The sequence below is a fragment of the Mannheimia bovis genome (assembly GCF_014541205.1).
Lineage (GTDB): Bacteria > Pseudomonadota > Gammaproteobacteria > Enterobacterales > Pasteurellaceae > Mannheimia > Mannheimia bovis.
In genome coordinates, this window is sequence record NZ_CP061280.1 from 676890 (window position 1) to 700908 (window position 24019).

General features: G+C 41.4%; 18 protein-coding genes, 6 tRNA genes, 4 rRNA genes and 1 pseudogene. 12 read left to right on the plus strand and 17 right to left on the minus strand.

Annotation, left to right across the window (positions count from 1 at the left end; translation table 11 throughout):
• Positions 1–27 precede the first annotated feature (27 nt).
• The 7 genes from ICJ55_RS03530 to ICJ55_RS03560 all read left to right on the plus strand — a co-directional run bounded on the left by ICJ55_RS03530 (position 28) and on the right by ICJ55_RS03560 (position 5608).
• Positions 28–1567: ribosomal RNA gene (locus tag ICJ55_RS03530) — 16S ribosomal RNA — on the plus strand.
• A 199-nt stretch (positions 1568–1766) separates the two neighbouring features.
• Positions 1767–1842, plus strand: a tRNA-Glu gene (locus ICJ55_RS03535).
• A 204-nt stretch (positions 1843–2046) separates the two neighbouring features.
• Positions 2047–4946: ribosomal RNA gene (locus ICJ55_RS03540) — 23S ribosomal RNA — on the plus strand.
• A 146-nt stretch (positions 4947–5092) separates the two neighbouring features.
• Positions 5093–5208 (plus strand): 5S ribosomal RNA (gene rrf, locus ICJ55_RS03545).
• Positions 5209–5261: 53 nt separating this feature from the next.
• A 5S ribosomal RNA gene (gene rrf / locus ICJ55_RS03550) occupies positions 5262–5377 on the plus strand.
• The 16S, 23S and 5S rRNA genes sit together here with 3 tRNA genes alongside, the layout of an rRNA operon.
• A gap of 12 nt (positions 5378–5389) precedes the next feature.
• A tRNA-Asp gene (locus tag ICJ55_RS03555) sits at positions 5390–5466 on the plus strand.
• Between the two features lie 66 nt (positions 5467–5532).
• Positions 5533–5608: transfer RNA gene (locus tag ICJ55_RS03560), tRNA-Trp, on the plus strand.
• A gap of 149 nt (positions 5609–5757) precedes the next feature.
• Here the strand turns inward: ICJ55_RS03560 and ICJ55_RS03565 are convergent.
• From ICJ55_RS03565 to ICJ55_RS03615, 11 genes and pseudogenes are all read right to left on the minus strand, one after another.
• Positions 5758–6663: pseudogene (locus ICJ55_RS03565) on the minus strand (IS256 family transposase, variant Zn-binding type); the annotation flags it as partial.
• 235 nt (positions 6664–6898) lie between these two features.
• A complete protein-coding gene (locus tag ICJ55_RS03570) occupies positions 6899–7627 on the minus strand; it encodes a glycosyltransferase family 2 protein (protein ID WP_188157337.1) in 729 nt (242 codons plus the stop codon).
• Entirely contained in the window at positions 7624–8325 is a 702-nt protein-coding gene (gene lpxH, locus ICJ55_RS03575; RefSeq protein WP_188157338.1) for a UDP-2,3-diacylglucosamine diphosphatase, read from the minus strand. Before lpxH ends, ICJ55_RS03570 begins: the two co-directional genes overlap by 4 nt.
• Positions 8326–8400: 75 nt before the next feature.
• On the minus strand, positions 8401–8922 hold the full coding sequence (locus tag ICJ55_RS03580; RefSeq protein ID WP_188157339.1) for a DUF1523 family protein: 522 nt from the start codon (positions 8920–8922) through the stop codon (positions 8401–8403).
• 10 nt (positions 8923–8932) lie between these two features.
• On the minus strand, positions 8933–9721 hold the full coding sequence (locus ICJ55_RS03585; protein ID WP_188157340.1) for a TatD family hydrolase: 789 nt from the start codon (positions 9719–9721) through the stop codon (positions 8933–8935).
• Positions 9722–9738: 17 nt separating this feature from the next.
• Positions 9739–10716 carry a DNA polymerase III subunit delta' gene (locus ICJ55_RS03590; RefSeq protein WP_188157341.1) on the minus strand — a complete coding sequence of 326 codons (978 nt, stop codon included), beginning with the start codon at positions 10714–10716 and terminating at the stop codon, positions 9739–9741.
• Positions 10716–11336, minus strand: coding sequence for a dTMP kinase (gene tmk, locus ICJ55_RS03595; protein ID WP_188157342.1), 621 nt, complete (start codon positions 11334–11336; stop codon positions 10716–10718). Before tmk ends, ICJ55_RS03590 begins: the two co-directional genes overlap by 1 nt.
• A gap of 10 nt (positions 11337–11346) precedes the next feature.
• On the minus strand, positions 11347–12396 hold the full coding sequence (mltG, locus tag ICJ55_RS03600; protein WP_188157343.1) for an endolytic transglycosylase MltG: 1050 nt from the start codon (positions 12394–12396) through the stop codon (positions 11347–11349).
• Between the two features lie 90 nt (positions 12397–12486).
• Positions 12487–12562, minus strand: a tRNA-Lys gene (locus ICJ55_RS03605).
• Between the two features lie 22 nt (positions 12563–12584).
• Positions 12585–12660, minus strand: a tRNA-Lys gene (locus ICJ55_RS03610).
• A gap of 22 nt (positions 12661–12682) precedes the next feature.
• Positions 12683–12758: transfer RNA gene (locus ICJ55_RS03615), tRNA-Lys, on the minus strand.
• A 209-nt stretch (positions 12759–12967) separates the two neighbouring features.
• Here ICJ55_RS03615 and ppa point away from each other — a divergent pair.
• Together ppa and ICJ55_RS03625 are read left to right on the plus strand one after the other, a co-directional pair.
• Positions 12968–13495, plus strand: a complete 528-nt coding sequence (gene ppa, locus ICJ55_RS03620) for an inorganic diphosphatase (RefSeq protein WP_006248512.1) — start codon at positions 12968–12970, stop codon at positions 13493–13495.
• A gap of 53 nt (positions 13496–13548) precedes the next feature.
• Positions 13549–14304 carry a M48 family metallopeptidase gene (locus ICJ55_RS03625; protein ID WP_188157344.1) on the plus strand — a complete coding sequence of 252 codons (756 nt, stop codon included), beginning with the start codon at positions 13549–13551 and terminating at the stop codon, positions 14302–14304.
• A gap of 165 nt (positions 14305–14469) precedes the next feature.
• On the opposite strand, the gene trpS is transcribed toward ICJ55_RS03625, so the two are convergent.
• The 6 genes from trpS to ICJ55_RS03655 form a co-directional block, all read right to left on the minus strand.
• A complete protein-coding gene (gene trpS, locus ICJ55_RS03630) occupies positions 14470–15501 on the minus strand; it encodes a tryptophan--tRNA ligase (protein WP_188157345.1) in 1032 nt (343 codons plus the stop codon).
• 54 nt (positions 15502–15555) lie between these two features.
• Positions 15556–16221, minus strand: a complete 666-nt coding sequence (locus ICJ55_RS03635) for a phosphoglycolate phosphatase (protein WP_188157346.1) — start codon at positions 16219–16221, stop codon at positions 15556–15558.
• A gap of 67 nt (positions 16222–16288) precedes the next feature.
• A complete protein-coding gene (gene lgt / locus ICJ55_RS03640; protein WP_188157347.1) occupies positions 16289–17086 on the minus strand; it encodes a prolipoprotein diacylglyceryl transferase in 798 nt (265 codons plus the stop codon).
• Between the two features lie 7 nt (positions 17087–17093).
• On the minus strand, positions 17094–17882 hold the full coding sequence (locus tag ICJ55_RS03645; RefSeq protein ID WP_188157348.1) for a sulfite exporter TauE/SafE family protein: 789 nt from the start codon (positions 17880–17882) through the stop codon (positions 17094–17096).
• Between the two features lie 2 nt (positions 17883–17884).
• A complete protein-coding gene (rppH, locus tag ICJ55_RS03650) occupies positions 17885–18529 on the minus strand; it encodes an RNA pyrophosphohydrolase (protein ID WP_188157349.1) in 645 nt (214 codons plus the stop codon).
• Between the two features lie 526 nt (positions 18530–19055).
• Positions 19056–21215 (minus strand): TonB-dependent hemoglobin/transferrin/lactoferrin family receptor, encoded by a 2160-nt coding sequence (locus tag ICJ55_RS03655; RefSeq protein WP_188157350.1) that lies wholly within the window; start codon positions 21213–21215, stop codon positions 19056–19058.
• 124 nt (positions 21216–21339) lie between these two features.
• Between ICJ55_RS03655 and ICJ55_RS03660 the strand changes: the two genes are divergently transcribed.
• From ICJ55_RS03660 to ICJ55_RS03670, 3 genes are read left to right on the plus strand one after another with little or no spacing between them, the layout of a single operon-like run.
• Positions 21340–22194 carry a heme/hemin ABC transporter substrate-binding protein gene (locus tag ICJ55_RS03660; protein WP_188157351.1) on the plus strand — a complete coding sequence of 285 codons (855 nt, stop codon included), beginning with the start codon at positions 21340–21342 and terminating at the stop codon, positions 22192–22194.
• A gap of 11 nt (positions 22195–22205) precedes the next feature.
• Positions 22206–23192 (plus strand): FecCD family ABC transporter permease, encoded by a 987-nt coding sequence (locus ICJ55_RS03665; RefSeq protein WP_188157352.1) that lies wholly within the window; start codon positions 22206–22208, stop codon positions 23190–23192.
• Positions 23192–23992, plus strand: a complete 801-nt coding sequence (locus tag ICJ55_RS03670) for an ABC transporter ATP-binding protein (RefSeq protein ID WP_188157353.1) — start codon at positions 23192–23194, stop codon at positions 23990–23992. The genes ICJ55_RS03665 and ICJ55_RS03670 overlap by 1 nt, the downstream gene beginning before the upstream one ends.
• Positions 23993–24019 lie beyond the last annotated feature (27 nt).

The following is a 24019-nucleotide window of genomic DNA, read 5'->3' on the forward strand; positions in this document are numbered from 1 at the left end:
AGTACATATTGAGCGATTAAACTTTTTGAATTGAAGAGTTTGATCATGGCTCAGATTGAACGCTGGCGGCAGGCTTAACACATGCAAGTCGAACGGTAGCACAGAGGAGCTTGCTCCTTGGGTGACGAGTGGCGGACGGGTGAGTAATGCTTGGGAATCTGGCTTATGGAGGGGGATAACTACTGGAAACGGTAGCTAATACCGCGTAATGTCTAAGGACTAAAGGGTGGGACTTTCGGGCCACCTGCCATAAGATGAGCCCAAGTGAGATTAGGTAGTTGGTGGGGTAAAGGCTCACCAAGCCGACGATCTCTAGCTGGTCTGAGAGGATGACCAGCCACACTGGAACTGAGACACGGTCCAGACTCCTACGGGAGGCAGCAGTGGGGAATATTGCACAATGGGGGGAACCCTGATGCAGCCATGCCGCGTGAATGAAGAAGGCCTTCGGGTTGTAAAGTTCTTTCGGTAGCGAGGAAGGTGATTGTTTTAATAGAGCAATCAATTGACGTTAACTACAGAAGAAGCACCGGCTAACTCCGTGCCAGCAGCCGCGGTAATACGGGGGGTGCGAGCGTTAATCGGAATAACTGGGCGTAAAGGGCACGCAGGCGGACTTTTAAGTGGGATGTGAAAGCCCCGGGCTTAACCTGGGAATTGCATTTCAGACTGGGAGTCTAGAGTACTTTAGGGAGGGGTAGAATTCCACGTGTAGCGGTGAAATGCGTAGAGATGTGGAGGAATACCGAAGGCGAAGGCAGCCCCTTGGGAATGTACTGACGCTCATGTGCGAAAGCGTGGGGAGCAAACAGGATTAGATACCCTGGTAGTCCACGCCGTAAACGCTGTCGATTTGGGGATTGGGCTTTGAGCTTGGTGCCCGTAGCTAACGTGATAAATCGACCGCCTGGGGAGTACGGCCGCAAGGTTAAAACTCAAATGAATTGACGGGGGCCCGCACAAGCGGTGGAGCATGTGGTTTAATTCGATGCAACGCGAAGAACCTTACCTACTCTTGACATCCTAAGAAGAACTCAGAGATGAGTTTGTGCCTTCGGGAACTTAGAGACAGGTGCTGCATGGCTGTCGTCAGCTCGTGTTGTGAAATGTTGGGTTAAGTCCCGCAACGAGCGCAACCCTTATCCTTTGTTGCCAGCGATTAGGTCGGGAACTCAAAGGAGACTGCCGGTGATAAACCGGAGGAAGGTGGGGATGACGTCAAGTCATCATGGCCCTTACGAGTAGGGCTACACACGTGCTACAATGGCGTATACAGAGGGCAGCGACCCAGCGATGGTGAGCGAATCTCACAAAGTACGTCTAAGTCCGGATTGGAGTCTGCAACTCGACTCCATGAAGTCGGAATCGCTAGTAATCGCAAATCAGAATGTTGCGGTGAATACGTTCCCGGGCCTTGTACACACCGCCCGTCACACCATGGGAGTGGGTTGTACCAGAAGTAGATAGCTTAACCTTCGGGGGGGCGTTTACCACGGTATGATTCATGACTGGGGTGAAGTCGTAACAAGGTAACCGTAGGGGAACCTGCGGTTGGATCACCTCCTTACCAAAAATCAAGGGCGAAGCTAAGCGAGAGCGAAGTGGAGCAGAAACGACAGCAAGTGTTCACACAGATTGTTTGATAAAGCAGTAGGACAAGATGAATGAGATTTAGACATTCAAGCGGTTAAAATCTTGCAAGATTTTGCAAATGTCGCTAAAATGTTTAACCCAAAATGGAAAAGTGGAAAGCATCTTTAAATGTTGTCCCCATCGTCTAGAGGCCTAGGACATCGCCCTTTCACGGCGGTAACCGGGGTTCGAATCCCCGTGGGGACGCCATTTAAAGATGATTTTTATTGTCTTAATGTTCTTTAAAAATTTAGAAACAAGCTGAAAAACTGAGAGATTTTCGAAAGAAAGTCTGAGTAGTTCAAAAATCTTAGCTGAACAAAAGCAGCTAAGTGTTTAGTTTAAAAACTAACTTTAAGTGTTTTGTTTTTTCTTTCTCTGGATTGAAATAACAGAAAACATTTGAGGTTGTATAGTTAAGTGACTAAGCGCACAAGGTGGATGCCTTGGCAATCAGAGGCGAAGAAGGACGTGCTAATCTGCGAAAAGCTTGGATGAGTTGATAAGAAGCGTTTAATCCAAGATATCCGAATGGGGAAACCCAGTAGATGAAGAATCTACTATCATTATCTGAATACATAGGATAATGAGGCAAACCGGGAGAACTGAAACATCTAAGTACCCCGAGGAAAAGAAATCAACCGAGATTTCGTTAGTAGCGGCGAGCGAACGCGAAAGAGCCAGTTAGTGATAGCAGTAAATACAGGAGAATGAGCTGGGAAGCTCAATCGTAGAGGGTGATAATCCCGTATCCGAAGTATTTATTGTGGTACTAGGCTAACAACAAGTAGGGCGGGACACGTGATATCCTGTTTGAAGATGGGGGGACCATCCTCCAAGGCTAAATACTCCTGATTGACCGATAGTGAACCAGTACTGTGAAGGAAAGGCGAAAAGAACCCCGGCGAGGGGAGTGAAATAGAACCTGAAACCTTGTGCGTACAAGCAGTGGGAGCAGATTAATTCTGTGACTGCGTACCTTTTGTATAATGGGTCAGCGACTTATATTTTGTAGCAAGGTTAACTGAATAAGGGAGCCGAAGGGAAACCGAGTCTTAACTGGGCGTGTAGTTGCAAGGTATAGACCCGAAACCCGGTGATCTAGCCATGGGCAGGTTGAAGATTGGGTAACACTAATTGGAGGACCGAACCGACTAATGTTGAAAAATTAGCGGATGACTTGTGGCTGGGGGTGAAAGGCCAATCAAACCGGGAGATAGCTGGTTCTCCCCGAAATCTATTTAGGTAGAGCCTTGAGCGGACACCTTCGGGGGTAGAGCACTGTTTCGGCTAGGGGTCCATCCCGGATTACCAACCCGATGCAAACTGCGAATACCGAAGAGTGATACTCAGGAGACACACGGTGGGTGCTAACGTCCATCGTGGAGAGGGAAACAACCCAGACCGCCAGCTAAGGTCCCAAAGTACTAGTTAAGTGGGAAACGAAGTGGGAAGGCTTAGACAGCTAGGATGTTGGCTTAGAAGCAGCCATCATTTAAAGAAAGCGTAATAGCTCACTAGTCGAGTCGGCCTGCGCGGAAGATGTAACGGGGCTAAAACTAGTCACCGAAGCTGCGGCATCAGTGGTAACACTGTTGGGTAGGGGAGCGTTCTGTAAGCGGAAGAAGCTGGATTGAGAAGTCCGGTGGACGTATCAGAAGTGCGAATGCTGACATAAGTAACGACAAAACGAGTGAAAAACTCGTTCGCCGGAAGACCAAGGGTTCCTGTCCAACGTTAATCGGGGCAGGGTGAGTCGGCCCCTAAGGCGAGGCTGAAAAGCGTAGTCGATGGGAAACGGGTTAATATTCCCGTACTTGGATAAACTGCGATGTGGGGACGGAGAAGGTTAGGTTATCAGGGTGTTGGATATCCCTGTTTAAGTTGGTAGGTGGAATGTTTAGGCAAATCCGGACATTCTTAACACCGAGAGATGATGACGAGGCACTACGGTGCTGAAGTAACCGATACCACGCTTCCAGGAAAAGCCACTAAGCTTCAGGTTTATCTAAACCGTACTATAAACCGACACAGGTGGTCAGGTAGAGAATACTCAGGCGCTTGAGAGAACTCGGGTGAAGGAACTAGGCAAAATAGCACCGTAACTTCGGGAGAAGGTGCGCCGGCGTAGATTGTAGTCCCTTGCGGATGAAGGTTGAACCGGTCGAAGATACCAGCTGGCTGCAACTGTTTATTAAAAACACAGCACTCTGCAAACACGAAAGTGGACGTATAGGGTGTGATGCCTGCCCGGTGCTGGAAGGTTAATTGATGGTGTTATCGAAAGAGAAGCTCCTGATCGAAGCCCCAGTAAACGGCGGCCGTAACTATAACGGTCCTAAGGTAGCGAAATTCCTTGTCGGGTAAGTTCCGACCTGCACGAATGGCATAATGATGGCCAGGCTGTCTCCACCCGAGACTCAGTGAAATTGAAATCGCCGTGAAGATGCGGTGTACCCGCGGCTAGACGGAAAGACCCCGTGAACCTTTACTATAGCTTGACACTGAACATTGAATTTTGATGTGTAGGATAGGTGGGAGCCTTTGAAGCAGTCACGCCAGTGATTGTGGAGGCGTCCTTGAAATACCACCCTTTAACGTTTGATGTTCTAACGAAGTACTCGGAACGAGTACTCGGACAGTGTCTGGTGGGTAGTTTGACTGGGGCGGTCTCCTCCCAAAGAGTAACGGAGGAGCACGAAGGTTTGCTAATGACGGTCGGACATCGTCAGGTTAGTGCAATGGTAGAAGCAAGCTTAACTGCGAGACAGACAAGTCGAGCAGGTGCGAAAGCAGGTCATAGTGATCCGGTGGTTCTGAATGGAAGGGCCATCGCTCAACGGATAAAAGGTACTCCGGGGATAACAGGCTGATACCGCCCAAGAGTTCATATCGACGGCGGTGTTTGGCACCTCGATGTCGGCTCATCACATCCTGGGGCTGAAGTAGGTCCCAAGGGTATGGCTGTTCGCCATTTAAAGTGGTACGCGAGCTGGGTTTAGAACGTCGTGAGACAGTTCGGTCCCTATCTGCCGTGGGCGTTGGAGAATTGGTTGGGGCTGCTCCTAGTACGAGAGGACCGGAGTGGACGCACCGCTGGTGTTTCGGTTGTGTCGCCAGACGCATTGCCGAGTAGCTATGTGCGGAAGAGATAAGTGCTGAAAGCATCTAAGCACGAAACTTGCCAAGAGATGAGTTCTCCCAGACTATAAGTCTGTAAGGGTTGTTGGAGACTACGACGTAGATAGGTGGGGTGTGTAAGCGTTGCGAGACGTTGAGCTAACCCATACTAATTGCCCGAGAGGCTTAACTATACAACGCTCAAGTGTTTTTATAGAGAAACAAGAAGACACAAGGCGAAGTAAAGTAAAGACTAAACAAAAAAGACGAATGAAGAAAAGACAAACAAAGAGAAGAATACTCAAAGTAGCAGCTTGTTTTTAGATTTTAACTGAATTATCCCGATGACCATAGTGCTGTGGTTCTACCTGACACCATTCCGAACTCAGAAGTAAAACGCAGTAACGTCGATGGTAGTGTGGTGTTTCGCCATGTGAGAGTAGAGCATCATCGGGTATTATTTCCTGAATATTTTTGATTGAGAGCATTCAGGAAATAGAAAGAATTTGATTGATGACCATAGTGCTGTGGTTCTACCTGACACCATCCCGAACTCAGAAGTAAAACGCAGTAACGCCGATGGTAGTGTAGTGTTTCGCTATGTGAGAGTAGGGCATCATCAATCTAGGAATTTAGTGGAGCGGTAGTTCAGCTGGTTAGAATACCTGCCTGTCACGCAGGGGGTCGCGGGTTCGAGTCCCGTCCGTTCCGCCAAGTATTTAACCCTGTAGGGGCGAATAATCATTCGCCCCTATAAGTGTAAAAAGAAAAAATATCAACAGGGGCGTAGTTCAATTGGTAGAGCACCGGTCTCCAAAACCGGGTGTTGGGAGTTCGAGCCTCTCCGCCCCTGCCATTATTTATAAGCCGACTCATTTGAGTCGGTTTTTTGATTCAATATTTGTAAATTTTCTTCTTATTGGCATAGTAGGCAAAAGTGTGGGATTTTTGCATTTTCTATGCCAAGTAGACAAAAGTGTTGGTTTTGATTATTTTTATTCATCATTACCAACTCTTTTTATTTAAAAAATCCTTTATAAACATAACCTTATGTTTTTTTGTTAATCCATTATGATTACTTAATTTCTGTTTAAGTTCCTTAAATAGACTTGCTATTCTATTGGTTGTCTTGTCTATATTGAGATGTGGATGTTTCTCAAACGAAAATAAATAATCTTGATAGCGTTTCAAGCTCGCATAAGCTCCCCTTACTTCTCTATGTTTATAAGGATAATAACCTTTTTCATTCGGATATTCTGATCGTTCATTTAAAAAATCCTGATGTTTTAAATACCATAAGTGTAATGTTTTATAAAATGTATTTTTCGTGCTTTTTGTTAGCGTTTTTACGATTATTTTTAATTCTTTTCCTGCAACCGATTTATGTTTTATTCTGAGCTTTCTCATCACAATCGCAATCATATGAAATTGACACATTTGAGTTGGTGTATCAAAAACATCTTTTAACAGTCTACGCCGACCATCACAAGTAACCGATTGAATTATATAGCCTTTCTCTCGTAGTCGATTTAAAGCAGTTTTGTAGTAAATATCTTTCTCGGTTTTAACGGTGTAATGTGCAATGACTTTTTTAATATTACTATCCATCAAAACTAAAATACCAAAATCACGATGAAAGAATGTCGTATCCATCACACTATTTAATTTTTTATTTTGGGGAAGGTTTAATTTATTTTTAGGGGATTTTTCAATATATCTTTGAATTGTTCTGACTGAACAATGATATTTATCGGCAAGTTGTTTGTAGGTTTGTTTTCCTGATGTGTAATCAATCCAAATGGATATTGGATCTAATTTTTTATTAAAGCTGAAAGTTTTATTACAAGAAGTGCATTTGTAACGTTGAGTGTTATTTTTCTTACCATGTTTATGTATAGTCGATTTTTGGCAGAAAGGACAATTTTTTGTTCATAATTCAAAAAAGTGGGTTAAAGCCTTGTACTATAAGGTTTTAACCCACTTTTTACCAACACTTTTGTCTACTATGCCTTATTTTAAAGAGCAGGAAAAGAATGTGTTGTTCATCAGCTTCTGGCGATATGCAAAAGTGGAGGAGGATGACTCTTTATTATTTAGGCTAAGACAGGCAAGCAGTTATTTTTAGGAAAATTTATAGCTTACTTCTTTAAATCCATTCAAGTGTATAAGGCGTAATACCAATTTCTTTACTATTAAGACAATCCTGTAGAGCTCTAACATTATTAACAATATTTTCGGTAATTAGGTTCGCTTGTTTGATTTTTTCTTCGGTAGTATTAGGATCTTTTTCATTAAATAAAATTGCATTTAATAACTTTTCTGCGTGTACGCCAGCTCGGCAGTAGTGCAATACACCGACATCATTAAATGTTGTTGCAACGGAACTGATTTGAGTGGTTGCTATGCCTAATGCTCCGTCTTCTCCGCCTAACTCACGAAAAAGCTGATGTTGTGGAAAACCACCGCAAGCAAGAAAAAATGAACGGCGGAATACGTTATTTCCTGCACCTGTCATTTGCATAGTCTGCCAAGCCAGCTCAAAATTGGGATGTAAGCCGTATCGATCTGGTAGATCAATCGGTTTTAATGCTAAACGTACAAGTGCAGTTTCCGGTTTGAACTTAAAAATTTTTTCTGCAACCTGTAATGCCCCCCAGTTACGGGCCTTAGCTGCACCACCGTTTTTAGGCATTTGTTCTACACGGATTTTATGGGGTACTTGAGCTTGCAAGTGTTGGGCAAGTGCTAGGGTACCATCGGTTGAGACATCATCAATTAACCAAATCAGGTTTGATTCCGGCTGATTTATCGCACTTTGTACCGCTCTAACCAATGTGTTTTCAGCGTTGTAGCAAGGGATAATTACATCTATCATATAAATTTTGCTCCTTGTTCGCTTACTTCTAAAATTGAAGCATAATCAGTTTTCCAATCCCCTAAAACTATGCGGGTGAAGTCAGTCTCTTTGTGAATAGCTTGGCGATGGGTATGTCCGTGGATAAGTTGGGTAGCGTTAAATCTTGCCACGGTTTCCGATGTAAATTGAGGGTTAACATCCATAATATTAGCTGATTTATGCTGTTTTTCTTGTCGGCTTTTAGTACGGATTTTCTCTGCAATCCGAATACGCCAAGTAAGTGGTAGGCATAGGAATAAGGCTTGTCGCCATTTCTGATGGACTTTCTTACGGAATGCTTGGTATGTGTGATCGTCAATGCAAAGTGTGTCGCCATGGCAGAGTAGGGTTTGTTTGCCAAATAGATCGACTACTTCATAATCCGGCAGAATTTCCATTCCTGTTTGTTGGCTGAAGCATTTTCCTATCAAGAAATCACGGTTTCCGCAAATAAAATAGCATTTTACACCGCTTGTAGTAAGGGTTTTAATGGCTGCTTTTACGGTAGAAATTAACTCGGATTCTTCATCATCACCAATCCAAAAGTCGAAGAGATCTCCTAAAATATAAACCGCTTGTGCAAGCGGTGCTTTTTGCTGCATAAATTGCAAAAAGTGTTGGGTAATTTCAGGTTGATTTTCGTTTAAATGAAGATCGGCAATAAAGTAGTAAGTCATTGAGTATTTGTATGAAAAAGAAAACGGTTCAATTTTTTACAAAATCGAACCGTTTGTCAAAGGAATTTATTGAATTTAATCTTTAAAAATACCGCGAATCAGCTGTACCGATAAGAAGAATAGGAATGCTAATACAGCGTAAAGGACATAGCTGAAAATCGGTTTGCTAACGGTTTCTGCTTCAGCAAGCGGTTTAATGGAAACAATGTTTCTAAATTCATTTAACCAGTTGATACGCCAGCCGTAATATTTGATTTGAACGCGTTGTTTTTCGTTTGCGTAAGCCTGAGCTTTGGCTTGAATATCCGCAGATCCGAATTTGAAATAGGGTGGGAGCCCCCAGCCGGTATCTTCGTTACGATACACCATCACTTTCTTGGTTTCAGGTTCTTCGGTAAAGAGGAAGTAAACATCACGTACTTGACCATCAGCAGGGTTTGATTTGCTGATAACGCCGTCTTTATCCATTCTGCGAACTTCCATTCCTGTTACTAATGTTTCTTCATAGCTTGGCATTGCGTAATTAACAGCTCCACCTAATACAATAAAAAAGGCAAGTGAGACTAAAATTAGAAAATATTTGAGCATAGTTCTCATATTCTGTTCCTTATAATTGAATTTTAAATAAGTTTTGCACATTTTCAGTTGTAATGCGAGCAAATTCTTCTGTTGAAACCCCTTTTAATGTTGCAACATACTCACAGGTTTCTCGCACATAAGCGGGCTGATTCGGCTTTCCTCGATAAGGGATAGGAGCTAGATAAGGCGAATCTGTTTCCACTAATAAACGATCCAATGGCACTTTTCTGACCACATCTCGTAATTCTTCTGCATTGCGAAACGTGATAATTCCTGAGATTGAAATATAAAAGCCGATATCTAAAGCTCGCTTTGCCATTGCCCAATCTTCGGTAAAGCAGTGCAAAACACCTCCACATTTTTCTGCCTTGTTTTGTTCTAGCATATCCATAGTATCTTGGCGTGCTGAACGAGAATGGATAATTAATGGTTTATTCAGTTTATTTGCAATATCAATTTGTTGAACAAAAAGGGATTGCTGTAATGCTTTGGTTTCCGGCGTGTAGTGATAATCCAACCCTGTTTCGCCAATAGCAACTACTTTTGGATCTTGGGCAAATTCAAACAATTTGTCGTAATCAAAAGGCTCATCTTCTACATTTAATGGGTGAACACCACAAGAAAGCGATACATCATTGCGATGAGCGGTTAGGTTTTTCATTGCTTCAAAACGCCCAACGGTTGTACAAACAGAAAGAAAATGATGAACGCCGCGAGCTTTTGCATTTTCAATCACTTCATCAATATTTTTATGTCGGGTTTCGTAGTCTAAAGAGTCTAAATGGCAGTGTGAGTCAATAATAAATAAGTCTTTCATTTGTTCCTTTTATTGTTCTATTCAAAAATTAAAACCAGTTTCGTCAAGCAGTCCAAGAGCATCAATTCCTGATTAACGGCATTCACTTCTACTAAGTCCCGTTGGGTTTGTTGGAGGATTTGGTGTCCTTGCATTAAGCCGTGAGTGGTGAGCTGTTGGCTAAATGGGATAATGCCGTTTTGGAGATCTGGGTTAAGCCAACCTTGCGTAATGTTCATTTTGGCTTTAAGAGCATCGTTGAAGAAACTTTCGAGCCATTCGAGTTGTTGCAAAACATCTTCTTTTTCTTTGTCGAAGGCTTGGAAGAGTGGCACAACATCTCGGCTTTTATAGAAACGCCAGAAGGTTTGTAGGAACGCTTTTCGTTGTTGCAAGCGGTCATTTTCCAGAAAAGTTTTGCAAATAAGTGGGCGAGAGCGACAAAGGCGGAGAGCGGTTTCTAGCTCGTGCATTGAGGTTGCAGGAAATTCCGTTTGCAACCATTGCATTGCTTCCGTAGTTTGTGGAGCATAAAGTACCCACGTTTGGCTGCGGCTTTGAATGGTCGCTAACACGGTAGATTGCAACGGGGCTTCCAGCAAGAAATAGACATTCTCACGTGGTTCTTCAAGGGTTTTGAGTAGAGCATTGCTGCTGGCTTCGGTTAAGCGATCTACTCCTCGAATATAGACAACGGTATTACCACCTTGTTGAGCGAAATTTTGTAGGTTAGCGATTAACTCTCGCACCTGGTCGATACCGATATCTTTTCCCTCAATAGGTTCTAAGATATGGAAGTCGGGATGATTTTTGCTTTGTATAAGTTGGCAACTTTTGCATTGGGAGCAAGGCTCATTGCTTGTTTTTTCGGTGCAAAGTAACCACTCAGCCACTTTTTTGATTAAAGTATCTGTGCCTAGCCCGACATCGGTTTTAAACAGCAGGGCGTGGTGTCCGTATCCATTTAAAAATGAAGCGATTATTTGTTGGTAAGTGCTTTCAAGCCAAATGTACATTATTTCAGCCAATTTCTAATTGCGTGTTGAATATCTGCGGTAACTTGTTCAATTGATTGTTCTGCATTGATAATGACTGCTTTATCATTATTTTGCGTGAGTTCTAAATAACGCTCACGGGTGCGATAGAAAAAATCTAAACTTTGTTGTTCAATTCTGTCTAATTCGCCTCTGCCTCTGGCTCGCTCTAAACCGATAACAGGATCAAGGTCGAGATAAATCGTTAAATCAGGTTCAAATGTACCAAGAACGGATTCTTTTAATGTTTCGAGTAATTTGCGATCCAGCTTACGTCCTCCGCCTTGATAGGCTTGGGAAGACATATCGTGCCTGTCGCCCAGCACCCATTTACCTTCAGCAAGTGCCGGTTTAATCACATTTTCCACCAGTTGAACACGGGCAGCATAGAGCATTAATAATTCTGCTTTATCGGTTACAGGCTCTTCGGTTTCGTGCTTAATTAAATGACGGAGTTTTTCGGCAAGAGGAGTACCACCCGGTTCACGGGTCATCACGATATTACTAATGCCTGCTTGCTCTAACTCTTTTAAAATTACTTGGTGAGCAGTTGTTTTACCTGCACCTTCTAAGCCTTCAATCACAATAAATTTTCCACGCATAGATTTCTCACTATTTTTTCTGTTCGTTACTTTGATTATTTTTGCGTTTACGTTCAATTTGAATCCACTCTTGTACTGCTTTATTATGCTCGCTCAGAGTGCGACTGAATTTGTGTCCGCCTGTGCCATCGGCTACAAAGTATAAATACGGTGTATCGTCAGGATTTGCTACTGCCTTGATAGACGCCTCGCTTGGCATCGCAATTGGCGTTGGTGGTAAACCATCGATTTGATAAGTGTTATATGGCGTTACTTCTTCTAAATCTTTACGGCGGATATTGCCATCGTAGCGATCACCCATTCCATAAATCACGGTTGGATCGGTTTGCAGACGCATTTTAATACGTAGACGGTTAATGAACACTGAAGCAACTTGAGGGCGTTCGCCTGCAACGCCGGTTTCTTTTTCCACAATAGATGCAAGAATTAACATCTCATACGGATTAGCAAGCGGTAGATTTTCCGATTTATTTTGCCAAGCTTGCTCTAATGCTGTTTTCTGCTTTTGGTAAGCACGTTTTAGCAAGGCTAAATCCGTGGAATTTGGCGTGTAGCTGTAAGTATCCGGAGCAATCCAACCTTCCATTTTTTCGTGTGGAATACCTAGTAATTCAGCGATTTCTTTTTCTGATTTATCTTTTAGCGTCTGTTGTAAATATTTCGCTTGGCTAAGTTGTTCACGCCAAACCTTGAATGTTCTGCCTTCAATAAACTGCACATTTAATTGCACTTCTTTCCCTGAACTTAAATGAGCGAGTAAATCTTTTACTGTTGTTAAACCATTTAAGGAATAAGCCCCGGCTTTGAATTTACTTAATTCAGGGTGCAGTCGCATCAAATAGGGGAGTAGATCCGCATCATTGTGCGTAACAATGCCTTGTTCTTCTAATAATGTGGCTAATTTTGTGCTTGAAACGCCTCGTTCCAGTACGAAAAGTTGGTCTGGCTGAGCCGTGATTTTATGCTCTGCTAAATTGTTAAGTTTTTGGTAGCCGTAAAATACTCCACCAAGGGCGATAATACCGACTAAACCTAATGCAATAAGGATTTTTTTTAACATCGAAATTGAATGAAATTAGGGAAAACGAGTTAAATTTTACTATAAAGCGGTCGGTTTTTCAGAAAAATTTGCAAATGTGATTTGAATAAATGGTGGGTCATGAAGGATTCGAACCTTCGACCAACGGATTAAAAGTCCGCTGCTCTACCGACTGAGCTAATGACCCTCAAGGAGGTATTATAAGATAATGGTGGGTCATGAAGGATTCGAACCTTCGACCAACGGATTAAAAGTCCGCTGCTCTACCGACTGAGCTAATGACCCTCAAGGAAGTATTATAAGATAATGGTGGGTCATGAAGGATTCGAACCTTCGACCAACGGATTAAAAGTCCGCTGCTCTACCGACTGAGCTAATGACCCATAATCTTGCGTAACGAGGGCATATCATACGGATTTTTGAAAGTTTGGCAAGTTTTTTTTCTCTAAAAAATGTTGAGTGTGTGGTTTATAAGCAATTTTACGGAAAATTAAACAGTTTGATACAAAATACAAACGGGCTTTTATCTTTTTCTGAAAATAAGCTATAATCACGCCGTTTATTTAACCATCAATTTTAGAAGGAAAACAAAATGGGCTTAGAATTAGTTCCAGCTGGTAAAGAATTACCAGATGATATTTATGTTGTAATTGAAATTCCGGCAAATTCAGATCCAATCAAATACGAAGTGGACAAAGAAACCGGTGCATTATTTGTGGATCGCTTTATGGCAACTGCAATGTTCTATCCGGCAAACTACGGTTATGTAAATAATACTTTATCATCTGATGGTGACCCGGTAGATGTATTAGTACCAACGCCATACCCATTACAGCCGGGTTCAGTGATTCGTTGCCGCCCGGTTGGTGTATTAAAAATGACCGATGAAGCAGGTGGTGATGCGAAGGTAGTTGCCGTTCCACACACTAAATTAAGTAAAGAGTACGATCACATTAAAGATGTAGGTGATTTACCGGCATTATTAAAAGCTCAAATCCAACACTTCTTCGAAAGCTATAAAGCGTTAGAAGCAGGCAAGTGGGTGAAAGTTGAAGGTTGGGGCGATGTAAACGAAGCTCGCCAAGAAATCTTAGAATCTTTCGAGCGTGCTAAAAAATAATTTTGATCTGAATGCCAAACAGATTTGTTTGGCATTTTTTGTGGGAAATCAATATGAATTTTATTAAAAAATTAGGTCTTTCAGTTTTTTTAGCTACTGCAGTGGTTTCTTGTGCCACAACAGAAAGTATTAACCAAGAAGCAGCACAAAGTTATGCTCAAGTAAAATCACAAGCCCACCAGCAAAATGCGATTGATACTACATCTCCTACCGCAAAACGTGTTCACGCGGTTTTCCATAAGATGAAGCCTTATGCAGAAAAATCAAATGCAACAGGTACGCCTTTTCATTGGGAAATCACAGTTTTAAAATCGGATGAACTGAATGCGTGGGCAATGCCGGGCGGTAAAATGGCATTTTACACAGGCTTAGTGGAAAGACTTGATTTATCTAATGATGAAATTGCGGTAGTGATGGGACACGAGATGGCTCACGCCTTAAAAGAGCACGGAAAATCGGATCGTACAGTAACAATGATTAGTGGCATTGTAGGTGCGATAGCAGATATTGCAGTAACTGCTTCAACAGGTATAAGCACAGAAGGTTTATTAAGCACAGGTGTTGACTTAATTGCCACCAAGCCATTCTCTCGTAGCCAAGAAAATGAAGCAGATGAAGTCGGTTTAATGTTGATGGCAGAATCAGGTTATAACCCGTCAGCAGCACCAAACGTGTGGATTAAAATGAGTAAAGCAAACGGCGATTCAGGTTTATCAATTTTCTCAACCCACCCATCAAATGCGGATCGCCAAGCAAATCTGGCTCGCCTTGTACCAGAAGCGATGAAAGTTTATAACGCACGCAAATAAGATGACCAGCGGGTTACAAAAGCATCGCTTTTTGAACGTTGGCAAAGCCTACGGCAGCGAAGCTGTGAACAATCCTAACAAGGATTGTGAATAATTTTCACTGATTTTTTGCAAAAAAATGCTCTTGATAATTCAAGAGCATTTTTATTTGCAGTTTCAAATCAATTAGTAACGTACAAAGCCGACTAATTCGTAAACCTTATCTAACGTTGATTTCGCTCTCGATCGTGCTTTATCAGCACCTTCACGGTAGATTTTTTCAAGCAAGGCTTCGTCTTGGCGGTAGTGGTGATAGCGTTCTTGTAAGTCGGTTAATAACTCAGAGACTTTATCCGCCACTTCGGTTTTGAGATGTCCGTACATTTTACCTTCAAATTCAGCTTCTAATTCAGCGATAGTTTTGCCGGTAATCGCAGAGAGAATATCCAATAAGTTAGACACGCCCGCTTTATTTTGCACGTCATAACGTACTACAGGTGGTTCATCGCCGTCAGTCATTGCACGCTTGATTTTCTTCGCGACTGCTTTCGGATCTTCTAACAAGCCGATTACGTTATTACGGTTATCATCTGATTTTGACATCTTTTTCGTCGGCTCAAGTAGTGACATCACTCTCGCCCCTGATTTCGCAATAAAGACTTCCGGCACGGCAAAAACCGGCTCAATCACATTGCCTTCAGCATCTTTCTTTCCATATAACGCATTGAAACGGTTAGCAATATCACGGGTGATTTCTAAGTGCTGTTTTTGGTCATCGCCCACCGGTACTTGGTTCGCTTGGTATAGCAAAATATCCGCTGCCATTAGCACCGGGTAAGTAAATAAGCCCACGTTTACGTTTTCTTCATAGCGGGCAGATTTATCTTTAAATTGTGTCATTCGGCTCATTTCGCCAAAATAGGTGTAGCAGTTTAAGATCCACGCCAGCTGTGCGTGTTCCGGCACGTGAGATTGAATGAAGATCGTGCTTTTGTTCGGATCGATACCACAAGCTAAATAAAGGGCTAACACATCAAGGATAGATTTGCGTAACGCTTCGGGATCTTGACGCACGGTAATAGCGTGTTGATCGACAATACAATACACACAGTCATAATCATCTTGCATTTTTACCCAGTTGCGTAACGCCCCTAAGTAGTTGCCAATCGTCAATTCACCAGAGGGCTGCACGCCACTAAATACAATAGGTTTGGTCATTTTATTTTCTCGTTTTAATTGCAAAAAATTGTGGAAATTATACCGCTTGTCGCCCTATTCGCCTACAATTTTCAACACGTCTTTAAATTCGCTAGTCACAAAAGTCGGGTTGGATTGTTCAATCGGGATATTGTAGTTGTAGCCATAGGTTAATCCCACAACATCACAGCCGGCGGCTTTTGAGGCGATAATATCGTTTTCCGAATCGCCCACGAATAAGAGTTCTTGTGGGGTAATGCCAAATTTTTCACAGATAAAGAACATTGGATCCGGGTGCGGTTTGATTTTAGGGAGGGATTGCCCGCCTAAGGTTTCATCAAACAGATGATAAATACCGAATGCAGACAGCACCGGCTCAACTAATTTGGTTGGCTTGTTGGTAATCACCACCAGCGGATAGCCTTTGGCTTTTAAGGTTTCCAATGTTTCTTTCACATTCGGATAAAGCTCGCTCTCTTCGCAAACATAGGTGGCGTAGTATTTGTCAAAGCTGGCTCGCATTTTCACCAACTGCTCGGCATCAAAGATTTTGCCAGTGTGGTTAATGGCGTTTTGGAAGAAAATATCCGCCCCTTTGCCGACCCAAGTTAGCACTTTTTGTTGCGTGACAGTGGGCAAGCCAGCCTCTAAAAACATAGCATTGGCAACTAAGGTGAGATCGGGTAGGGTGTTAATTAAAGTTCCGTCTAAATCGAAACCGATGACTTTATATTTTTTCATTGTATCTCCTTAAAAAACACAAGCGGTCGTTTTATGCAAATTTTTTGCCATTTTCGACCGCTTGTTATTATTTCACTTTGTTTATTTTATACGCCCACGCCATAATCAAGATTCCGCCGATAATCATCGGTAAAGAGAGCAATTGCCCACGCGTGATTAAATCAGCAGTAGTATTTACGTTAGGGTCGATTTCTCGAAAATATTCCACAATAAAGCGGAACGTGCCGTAGCCAATTAAAAATAAGCCTGCAACAGAGCCTGTCGGACGAGGTTTTTTGATGAACCAGTTGAGGATAAAGAGTAGCACCACACCTTCTAAAAAGGCTTCGTAGAGCTGTGATGGGTGGCGGGGTAGATAGCCACCGCTTGGGAATAATACCGCCCAAGGTACATCGGTTACACGTCCCCAAAGTTCATCATTAATGAAATTGCCGATACGCCCCATTCCTAGTCCGAATGGTACGAGCGGTGCGATAAAATCAGCCGTTTGCCAGAAACTGCGTTTTTGGCGGTGGGATACCCAAATCATTGCAACAATCACTCCAATTAAGCCACCGTGGAACGACATTCCCCCTTCCCAAATGCGGAAAAGGTAGAGTGGATCTTGTAAAAAACGGTCGAAATTGTAGAAGAACACATCGCCAATGCGTCCGCCTAAAACAACACCCCAGAAACCGGTGTAGATTAAGTTATCAACTTGTTCGGTTGTCCACACGCCGTTAGAATTTTTGGCTCTTTTCATTCCTAGCCAGTAAGCAAAGGCGAATCCTGCTAAATACATTAAGCCATACCAACGTAGGGCAATCGGACCAATTTCAAAGACGATAGGGCTGATTTGTGGAAATTGAATAAATTGTTCGTTCATAGCTTCCTTATTTTAAAAACATATTGATGGCAATTGCTACAAGCAACATTGCAAAGGCTTTTTTTAGCATCGGAACAGGTAATGCGTTCGCGGCACTTGCTCCCATTTTTGAGGTAAAAAACGAAGTGGCGGTAATACCGAGTAGGGCTGGCAGATAGACATAACCCAGAGAATAATCCGGCATTCCTTCTAAGCCCCAACCGCTCACAATAAAGCTGATTGTGCCGGATAAACCTAAAAATGCCCCACAAAATGAAGATGTCCCAATGGCTCGTTTAATATCTAAACCACGATCGTTTAAAAACGGTACAATAAATGCTCCGCCTGCGATTCCTGCCATACTAGACAGTGTTCCAATCACACTTCCCCCTACTAATGTGGTTTGTAAGGTAAGCGGTTTATTTTTCGGTGCTCTTTTTAAGGTGAAAAGCATTTTTCCTGCAAGATATAACACCATTACCGCAAAGATTTTAGACATAATTTGCGGATCGAGCTTACTTACCACCAAGCCGGATAGAAATACCGAGATCATTAATGCCGGAATAAAAGATTTACTGGTTTGTATATCAACATTTCCCAACTTATGATGGCGTTGAGCAGACGAAAATGCAGTAATAATAATGGTTGAGAACGACGTACCTAACGCGGTAGACATTATATATTCAGGCGGCACGCCTGCCATTGGTAGTAAAAAAACCAAGCTCGGGACGATGATTAAACCGCCCCCAATACCGAATAATCCTGCTAAAAAGCCAACAAATACCCCTAAAAATAGACAGCTTAACAAAATAGTCATTATTATTTTCCTTTTTGGTTATGTTGATGCCAACTCCGATACGGCTTGCGATTTTCCTGTTTATAAGGTTTGGCGGAGTCCTGAAAGGATTTTCTAGTCGCGTGAGAAAATTTTTCATCACGCTCGGTACGAGATTTTTCAAGCGGTCTATCTTCAGCATTTTTTTGCATATTATTTTGCAGAACCTGTGCAAATTCTTTCATTGCTTTACGATAAACATCTCGTTTAAAAGAAACGACCTGACGAACAGGATACCAAAAGCTTACCCATCGCCAGCCGTCAAATTCCGGATTTTTCGTCGTTTTTAGATTAATTAGACTTTCATCACTAATAAGTTGCAATAAAAACCAGCGCTGTTTCTGCCCAATACACACAGGACCGGAACCTTCATTGCGTACCAAGCGTTTTGGCAGCTTATATTTCAGCCAATATTTAGACGCCCAAAGTAATCGCACATCTTTCTTCGTTAAGCCGACTTCTTCATAAAGCTCACGGTACATTGCTGTTTCAATGTTTTCCCCCTCGTTAATGCCGCCTTGCGGAAATTGCCAAGAGTTTTGACCAAACCGTTTTGCCCACAGAACTTGTCCGTGCTTGTTACAGATAACGATTCCAACATTTGGGCGGTAGCCATCGAAATCGATCACTCGACCACCTAATGAATAAATTTAGAATACGGGAATTGTTTCATACTTTGAGTTGATTTGCAAAAAATCCATTAAATCCGACCGCTTGTGAATAACTTTGTGGATAACTATTGAATTTCAAGGGTATAAGCTGAGGATAACTACGCTGAACGTTGTAAAATAGAGTAGTTAATCAGATCTGAAAATACGATCTTTTTCTTAAGCAATGATCTGGATAAAGATCAAGTTGTTGATTTTTTTCTCATCAAAATAAGGTTAAATTTTAAAATGAGTAAACCGAGAAATTTTTACTTGCTAAAGCGTATTGAGTTATCCCCACCATTTGTGGATAAAGATGTGATAGTTTTTCAAAATAGGCGTGAATAACTTAAAAAAACTATTCGATATTTTGAAAATATAAAATAAAATCAAATAGTTATATTTATTTCATAGAGCTGTGAATAGGCAGGGATTTTATTGGTTGTTTTTTGTTCTATATGATGAATTAGACAAAATAGCTTAAAAAGGGGCAAAGCCCCTTTAATTGTTAAAATTTAAATTCTACTGAAGCCATCGCATAACGTTCAGGGGCGAGATAACGATTTAACCCCTCACCTGTTATGCTATTTGCAACTCCTGGGCTCGTAACACCAATAGTTCTTAGGTTATCCCAAGTCCAATATTTTTTATTAAAGAGGTTATAAACGCCTACTTTAACAATTGCTCTTTCCCCAAATTTTTTGTGTGCAACCAAATCAAATACGGTTGCAGAATTACTTAAGTATGGGTAAGTAGTCAGCGAGCTATCGTAGCTTAAATAACCAGTATTGGCTAAAATCGCATATTGTTGTGCATCTTTAGCCTTTTTACCTTGTGTATATGTGCCGTTTAGGTGAACTGCCCAGTCATTGTTTGAAGCTCGATAACCTATACCAAATAAGGCTTTTAGGGGTTGAACAGTCAGTAAATCAGAGCCATCATCACGTTTCCCTTTAGCATAGCCAATTCCGCCATTCAGCTCAAAGCCTTGTGGGATCGCATTCCACGCAGCATTTAAGTCTAAAGTTCCGTTAATATCAACACCTTTGATTTTGGCTCGGTGGACATTTTGCGATTGGTAAATATTTCTCCCAACAGTTGCAAGATCAATCAGATTTCTATAATGGGTGTGGTAAGCCGTTACGCTCAAATTGCCTAATGAACCATTACCTACCAGTGAAATTTGATTACCTAAGCTGGTTTCTGGTTTCAAGTTGGTATTTGCTAGGAAAATTTGGCTCATACCACGCCCTTGAACCTCACGGTTAAAGAACATTTCACTTGCAGTCGGTGTTCTAAAGCCACGACTGATCTTATAGCCAACCTGCCATACAGGGGAGAGTTGATAATTTAAACCAATATCGCCAGCCCAATTATTAAACTGTTTATTTGAAACTCTATTATCATCAGAACTTAAAGCTGTTCTTTCATATCTTGCATTAATATGGCTTGATAATCGCTGATTTAACAGGATTGAATCTCCCAATAAAATATGGAAGTTTTTTGTTTTTGCTGGCGACTGCATATTTTGATCGGTTGGCGTAATACCTGCTGTATAGGTTTTCATATCAAAACGGAAATCAGATACTCCATAGCCTAATTCAGTTGAAAATCTATGTTCTGTACTCCCTAGATGGGCTGGCTTGAAGGTGCTTGCTAACCTGCCTTCAACCGTGTTGGTATGAAAGGCACGCTTGGTATTATCTGTTTTTACGCCTCTTGTTGTATTAATTTGATCATTTCTACCCGAAATTTCGGTGTCTTGTTTAGTTACAGAGAACTTAATATTCTCAAAAATAGTTGCTTTTGGCGTATATAAATAGGTAACACCATAGGTGTCTATTTCTTGCACATCAGTGAAATCACGCAATGTTGTTTCTGAGTAGGAAAGTTCCTGACCGACCATTTTACGGCGTTGTTTTAAGGCTTTCAGTTCAAGGCGATTTTCATCATTCCATTTTAGACCCATTTTGGCTAAGTAACTGTATTGGTTATTTTTGTAAGGATTTGGTAATCCACGCCCGGTTCCCATAATATTAGGCCCATTTGAGGTGGTTTGCACTTCATTACCCTGACGGTGGCTATAGACAAAAAGTGCATCTGCATATTGTCCGTCTGCAGCTATAGATGCCGTTTTAATATGCTCTTTATTTTGACCGTTATAGCCATACTTTAGCATTCCGCCAGCTTTACGATCTTTCATTAAAATATCATCAACTGTTTTAGTGGTGTAATTGACCGCTCCTCCTAATGCACCGTTAACTGCTGATGTGCTTGAGCCTTTTTCAATAGACACATTACCCATTAATTCAGTATCAATTTCAGGGCGAGATTTGTTGTAATAACTATAGCGACTAAATGTAGCATAGTTATTTGATGCTGCTGATGAGATACCATCAACGGTGATAGTAACTTGATTATTCTCAACACCACGAATATTAAATCCTTGCGAACCAAAGCGACCTGTTTGAGGTACACCCATATCGGTACTATAACGTACTAAGTCTTGATTGCTATTTATAATTTGCTGTTTGAGCAGATTTTTGTGTTGTTCATTAACTTCAATTGTCTCTAGTTCAACAGAGTTTACGGCTGTTTCTTGGGCAAGTGAAAGTTGGGAAATAGCAGTAGTAATAACTATCGCTAATGTGGTTCGCTTGATATGCATATTTGATAGCTCCTTAAGTGATTTTAAATGTTATAAAAGTGTTAATATCATATCATTTTTGTTGAAAAACAAAACAAGAATTATTATCATTTAATAAAAAATAAAAATCAATGGAGTTATGAAAATGAAATCTTTTCTTTTGTCATTAATTACAATGACTTTGGCTTTGAGCAATGCACAAGCGGCTGAAAAAATTGTTTCTACGGCAGGTTATGCTTCTGAAATTGTAGCGGAATTAGGTAGAGGGGATAATTTAGTGGGTGTTGATACCACCTCGATTAAACCCGAAGCAGAGATGGAGAAAAAGCCTAAAATCGGTTATCGTCGCCAGCTTTCTGCTGAAGGTATTCTTTCATTAAAACCTGATTTAATTATTCTTGCACCTGATGCGGGCCCTCAAGCCGTGATTGATCAAATAAAAGCGAGTGGTATTGCATTGCTTTACTTAGAAAATAAACAAAGTTTAGAAGGCATTCGTGATGATATTGCTCAAATCGCTAAAACGATTGGAGCAGAGACAGAGGCAAAATTATTAACAGAAAAAATTTTGGCAGATGAGCAAAAATTGATTGCTCTGCGTAACCAACATTCAGCAGATATAAATGCGTTAGTATTAATCGATACCCCAACACAAGGTGTATTTGGTTTAGGAAAGGATAGTGCTGGCGAACATTTTTTGAGCTTATTAAAACTGAATAATAGCTTTGATGCACAAGGGAATAAACCATTATCAAGAGAATCCTTAGCAGCCAGTAAAGCAGATATTATTCTGCTTGCCTCTCGCAATCAAGCAAAGGAAGCCGCAACTATTGCAAAATTACCACAAACACATACTCAATATGAACAGTTGCTCAATACACAAGCGGGCAAAAAAGGGTGTATTTTTACCATTAACATTTTAGATGCGTTAGGCTTTGGGCCTCACACCGCTCATTATGCTCATCAAATTTTAAGTGCTATTCAACCTTGTTTAAAATAATGGGATCAGCTTTGAAACTACATTTAATCTTTATTTTCACGCTTATTATCAGTCTCATTATTTGTAGCCATCTAGGGGCAACCTCGTTGCCTCTATCTGCTTGGTATTGCAGTTCTTCAGACTGTGAAAGTGCTGCTTATATTTTGTGGCAAATTCGGCTGCCTCGTTTACTTGGAGCATTATTAATAGGGGCTGCTCTTGCCATAAGCGGTGCGACGATGCAAGGCTTATTCCGAAATCCATTAGTTGATCCCGGTATTATTGGTGTGTCATCTGGTGCAGCACTCGCTGCTGCTTTATATATTGTCATTATTCAGCCGCTAATGCCTCAATCTATCACTATCTACGCTCTACCTATTGCAGCATTTTTAGGTGGCTGGTTGGTCACTTTTATGCTTTATCTGCTCTCTCAGCGGAATGGGCAATTACACATTGCGATTATGTTATTGATTGGTATTGCATTAGCAGCATTTACAGGAGCTTTGACAGGCATACTGATTTATATTGCCGATGACAATCAACTTCGCTCTTTAACATTTTGGAGTATGGGATCTTTAGCAGGAATGAATTGGCAGATGGTAGCGATGATGGCAGTTATTGTCGTTATTTGTAGCCCTCTAATTTGGCGAGAGCATAGAGCATTAAATGCCCTAACATTAGGCGAAGAAGATGCCCAATATATTGGTTTTGAGATTGCGAAAGTAAAACGCCGCCTTGTCTTTTATGTAGCATTACTAACAGGAGCGAGCGTTGCCTGTGTTGGAGCTATCGGCTTTGTTGGGCTGGTTATTCCGCATTTAATGCGATTAATCGGGGGAAGTAATCATCGCTATTTGTTAGTAAACAGCTTAATTGTTGGTGCTATTTTATTAATGATTGCAGATACTCTGGCAAGAACAATAGCTGCACCGGCAGAAATTCCTATTGGTATTTTTACTGCCTTATTCGGTGCACCATTCCTTGCAGTAATGGTATGGAAAAGTGGGAAAAATCTATAATGACAAACTTATTAACTTGCCAAGATTTAACGGTTTACCATCAACAAAAACGGTTGTTGCATATTCAAGATGTCTCTTTTAAACAAGGCAAATTTACTACCATAATTGGTCCAAATGGAGCAGGAAAAACTACCTTACTGAAAGCCTTAAGTGGTTGTAATGCAAGCTCTAACAGGGCGGTTTTTTATCAAAATAACAGTCTACAACATTTAAGTGGTGCTTTATTAGCACAAAAACGTGCAATGCTGAGCCAGCAAAGCCAAATAGCTTTCCCACTTAATGTAGAAGAACTCGTGAGGTTAGGGCGAGAGCCGTATCGCCATAGTGAATTTGCAAAATTTAATGAAAAAATAACCGCTTGGGCAATAGAGGCTATGTCTTTAACTGACTTGCGAGCAAGAAGCAGTACTCAGCTCTCTGGCGGAGAGCAACATAGAGCCCAGATTGCAAGGGTATTGGCTCAACTCGTTCCTGAGCCGAATGCTGATTTGAGTGGAAAGTGGCTTTTACTTGATGAACCCACCAACCATTTAGATATTCATCATCAATATCAACTTTTTGCTCTGCTACAAAAGCTAAAACAGCAAGGTTTAACGATTATCGCTATTCTCCACGACCCAGCATTAGCAATCAATCAATCTGATTATATTCTGATGTTAAAAAACGGGGAGAAATTTGGCAAATATACCGCAGCAGAAGTAGCCGAAAATGCCTTATTAGATAGTTTGTATGAAATGAAAATGGGGTGTTGTTACTGCGTAAATACTAACCAATACTATCTTTGCCCTAGATTAAGTTAGTAATGACATATAAGGCTGCAAAAGCAG

Bases quoted from the DNA above. Each gene is read 5' to 3' on its own strand.
- ICJ55_RS03570 (WP_188157337.1), bottom strand. From the start codon at position 7,627: ATGATAGATGTAATTATCCCTTGCTACAACGCTGAAAACACATTGGTT.
- lpxH (WP_188157338.1), bottom strand. From the start codon at position 8,325: ATGACTTACTACTTTATTGCCGATCTTCATTTAAACGAAAATCAACCT.
- ICJ55_RS03580 (WP_188157339.1), bottom strand. From the start codon at position 8,922: ATGAGAACTATGCTCAAATATTTTCTAATTTTAGTCTCACTTGCCTTT.
- ICJ55_RS03585 (WP_188157340.1), bottom strand. From the start codon at position 9,721: ATGAAAGACTTATTTATTATTGACTCACACTGCCATTTAGACTCTTTA.
- ICJ55_RS03590 (WP_188157341.1), bottom strand. From the start codon at position 10,716: ATGTACATTTGGCTTGAAAGCACTTACCAACAAATAATCGCTTCATTT.
- tmk (WP_188157342.1), bottom strand. From the start codon at position 11,336: ATGCGTGGAAAATTTATTGTGATTGAAGGCTTAGAAGGTGCAGGTAAA.
- mltG (WP_188157343.1), bottom strand. From the start codon at position 12,396: ATGTTAAAAAAAATCCTTATTGCATTAGGTTTAGTCGGTATTATCGCC.
- ppa (WP_006248512.1), top strand. From the start codon at position 12,968: ATGGGCTTAGAATTAGTTCCAGCTGGTAAAGAATTACCAGATGATATT.
- ICJ55_RS03625 (WP_188157344.1), top strand. From the start codon at position 13,549: ATGAATTTTATTAAAAAATTAGGTCTTTCAGTTTTTTTAGCTACTGCA.
- trpS (WP_188157345.1), bottom strand. From the start codon at position 15,501: ATGACCAAACCTATTGTATTTAGTGGCGTGCAGCCCTCTGGTGAATTG.
- ICJ55_RS03635 (WP_188157346.1), bottom strand. From the start codon at position 16,221: ATGAAAAAATATAAAGTCATCGGTTTCGATTTAGACGGAACTTTAATT.
- lgt (WP_188157347.1), bottom strand. From the start codon at position 17,086: ATGAACGAACAATTTATTCAATTTCCACAAATCAGCCCTATCGTCTTT.
- ICJ55_RS03645 (WP_188157348.1), bottom strand. From the start codon at position 17,882: ATGACTATTTTGTTAAGCTGTCTATTTTTAGGGGTATTTGTTGGCTTT.
- ICJ55_RS03655 (WP_188157350.1), bottom strand. From the start codon at position 21,215: ATGCATATCAAGCGAACCACATTAGCGATAGTTATTACTACTGCTATT.
- ICJ55_RS03660 (WP_188157351.1), top strand. From the start codon at position 21,340: ATGAAATCTTTTCTTTTGTCATTAATTACAATGACTTTGGCTTTGAGC.
- ICJ55_RS03670 (WP_188157353.1), top strand. From the start codon at position 23,192: ATGACAAACTTATTAACTTGCCAAGATTTAACGGTTTACCATCAACAA.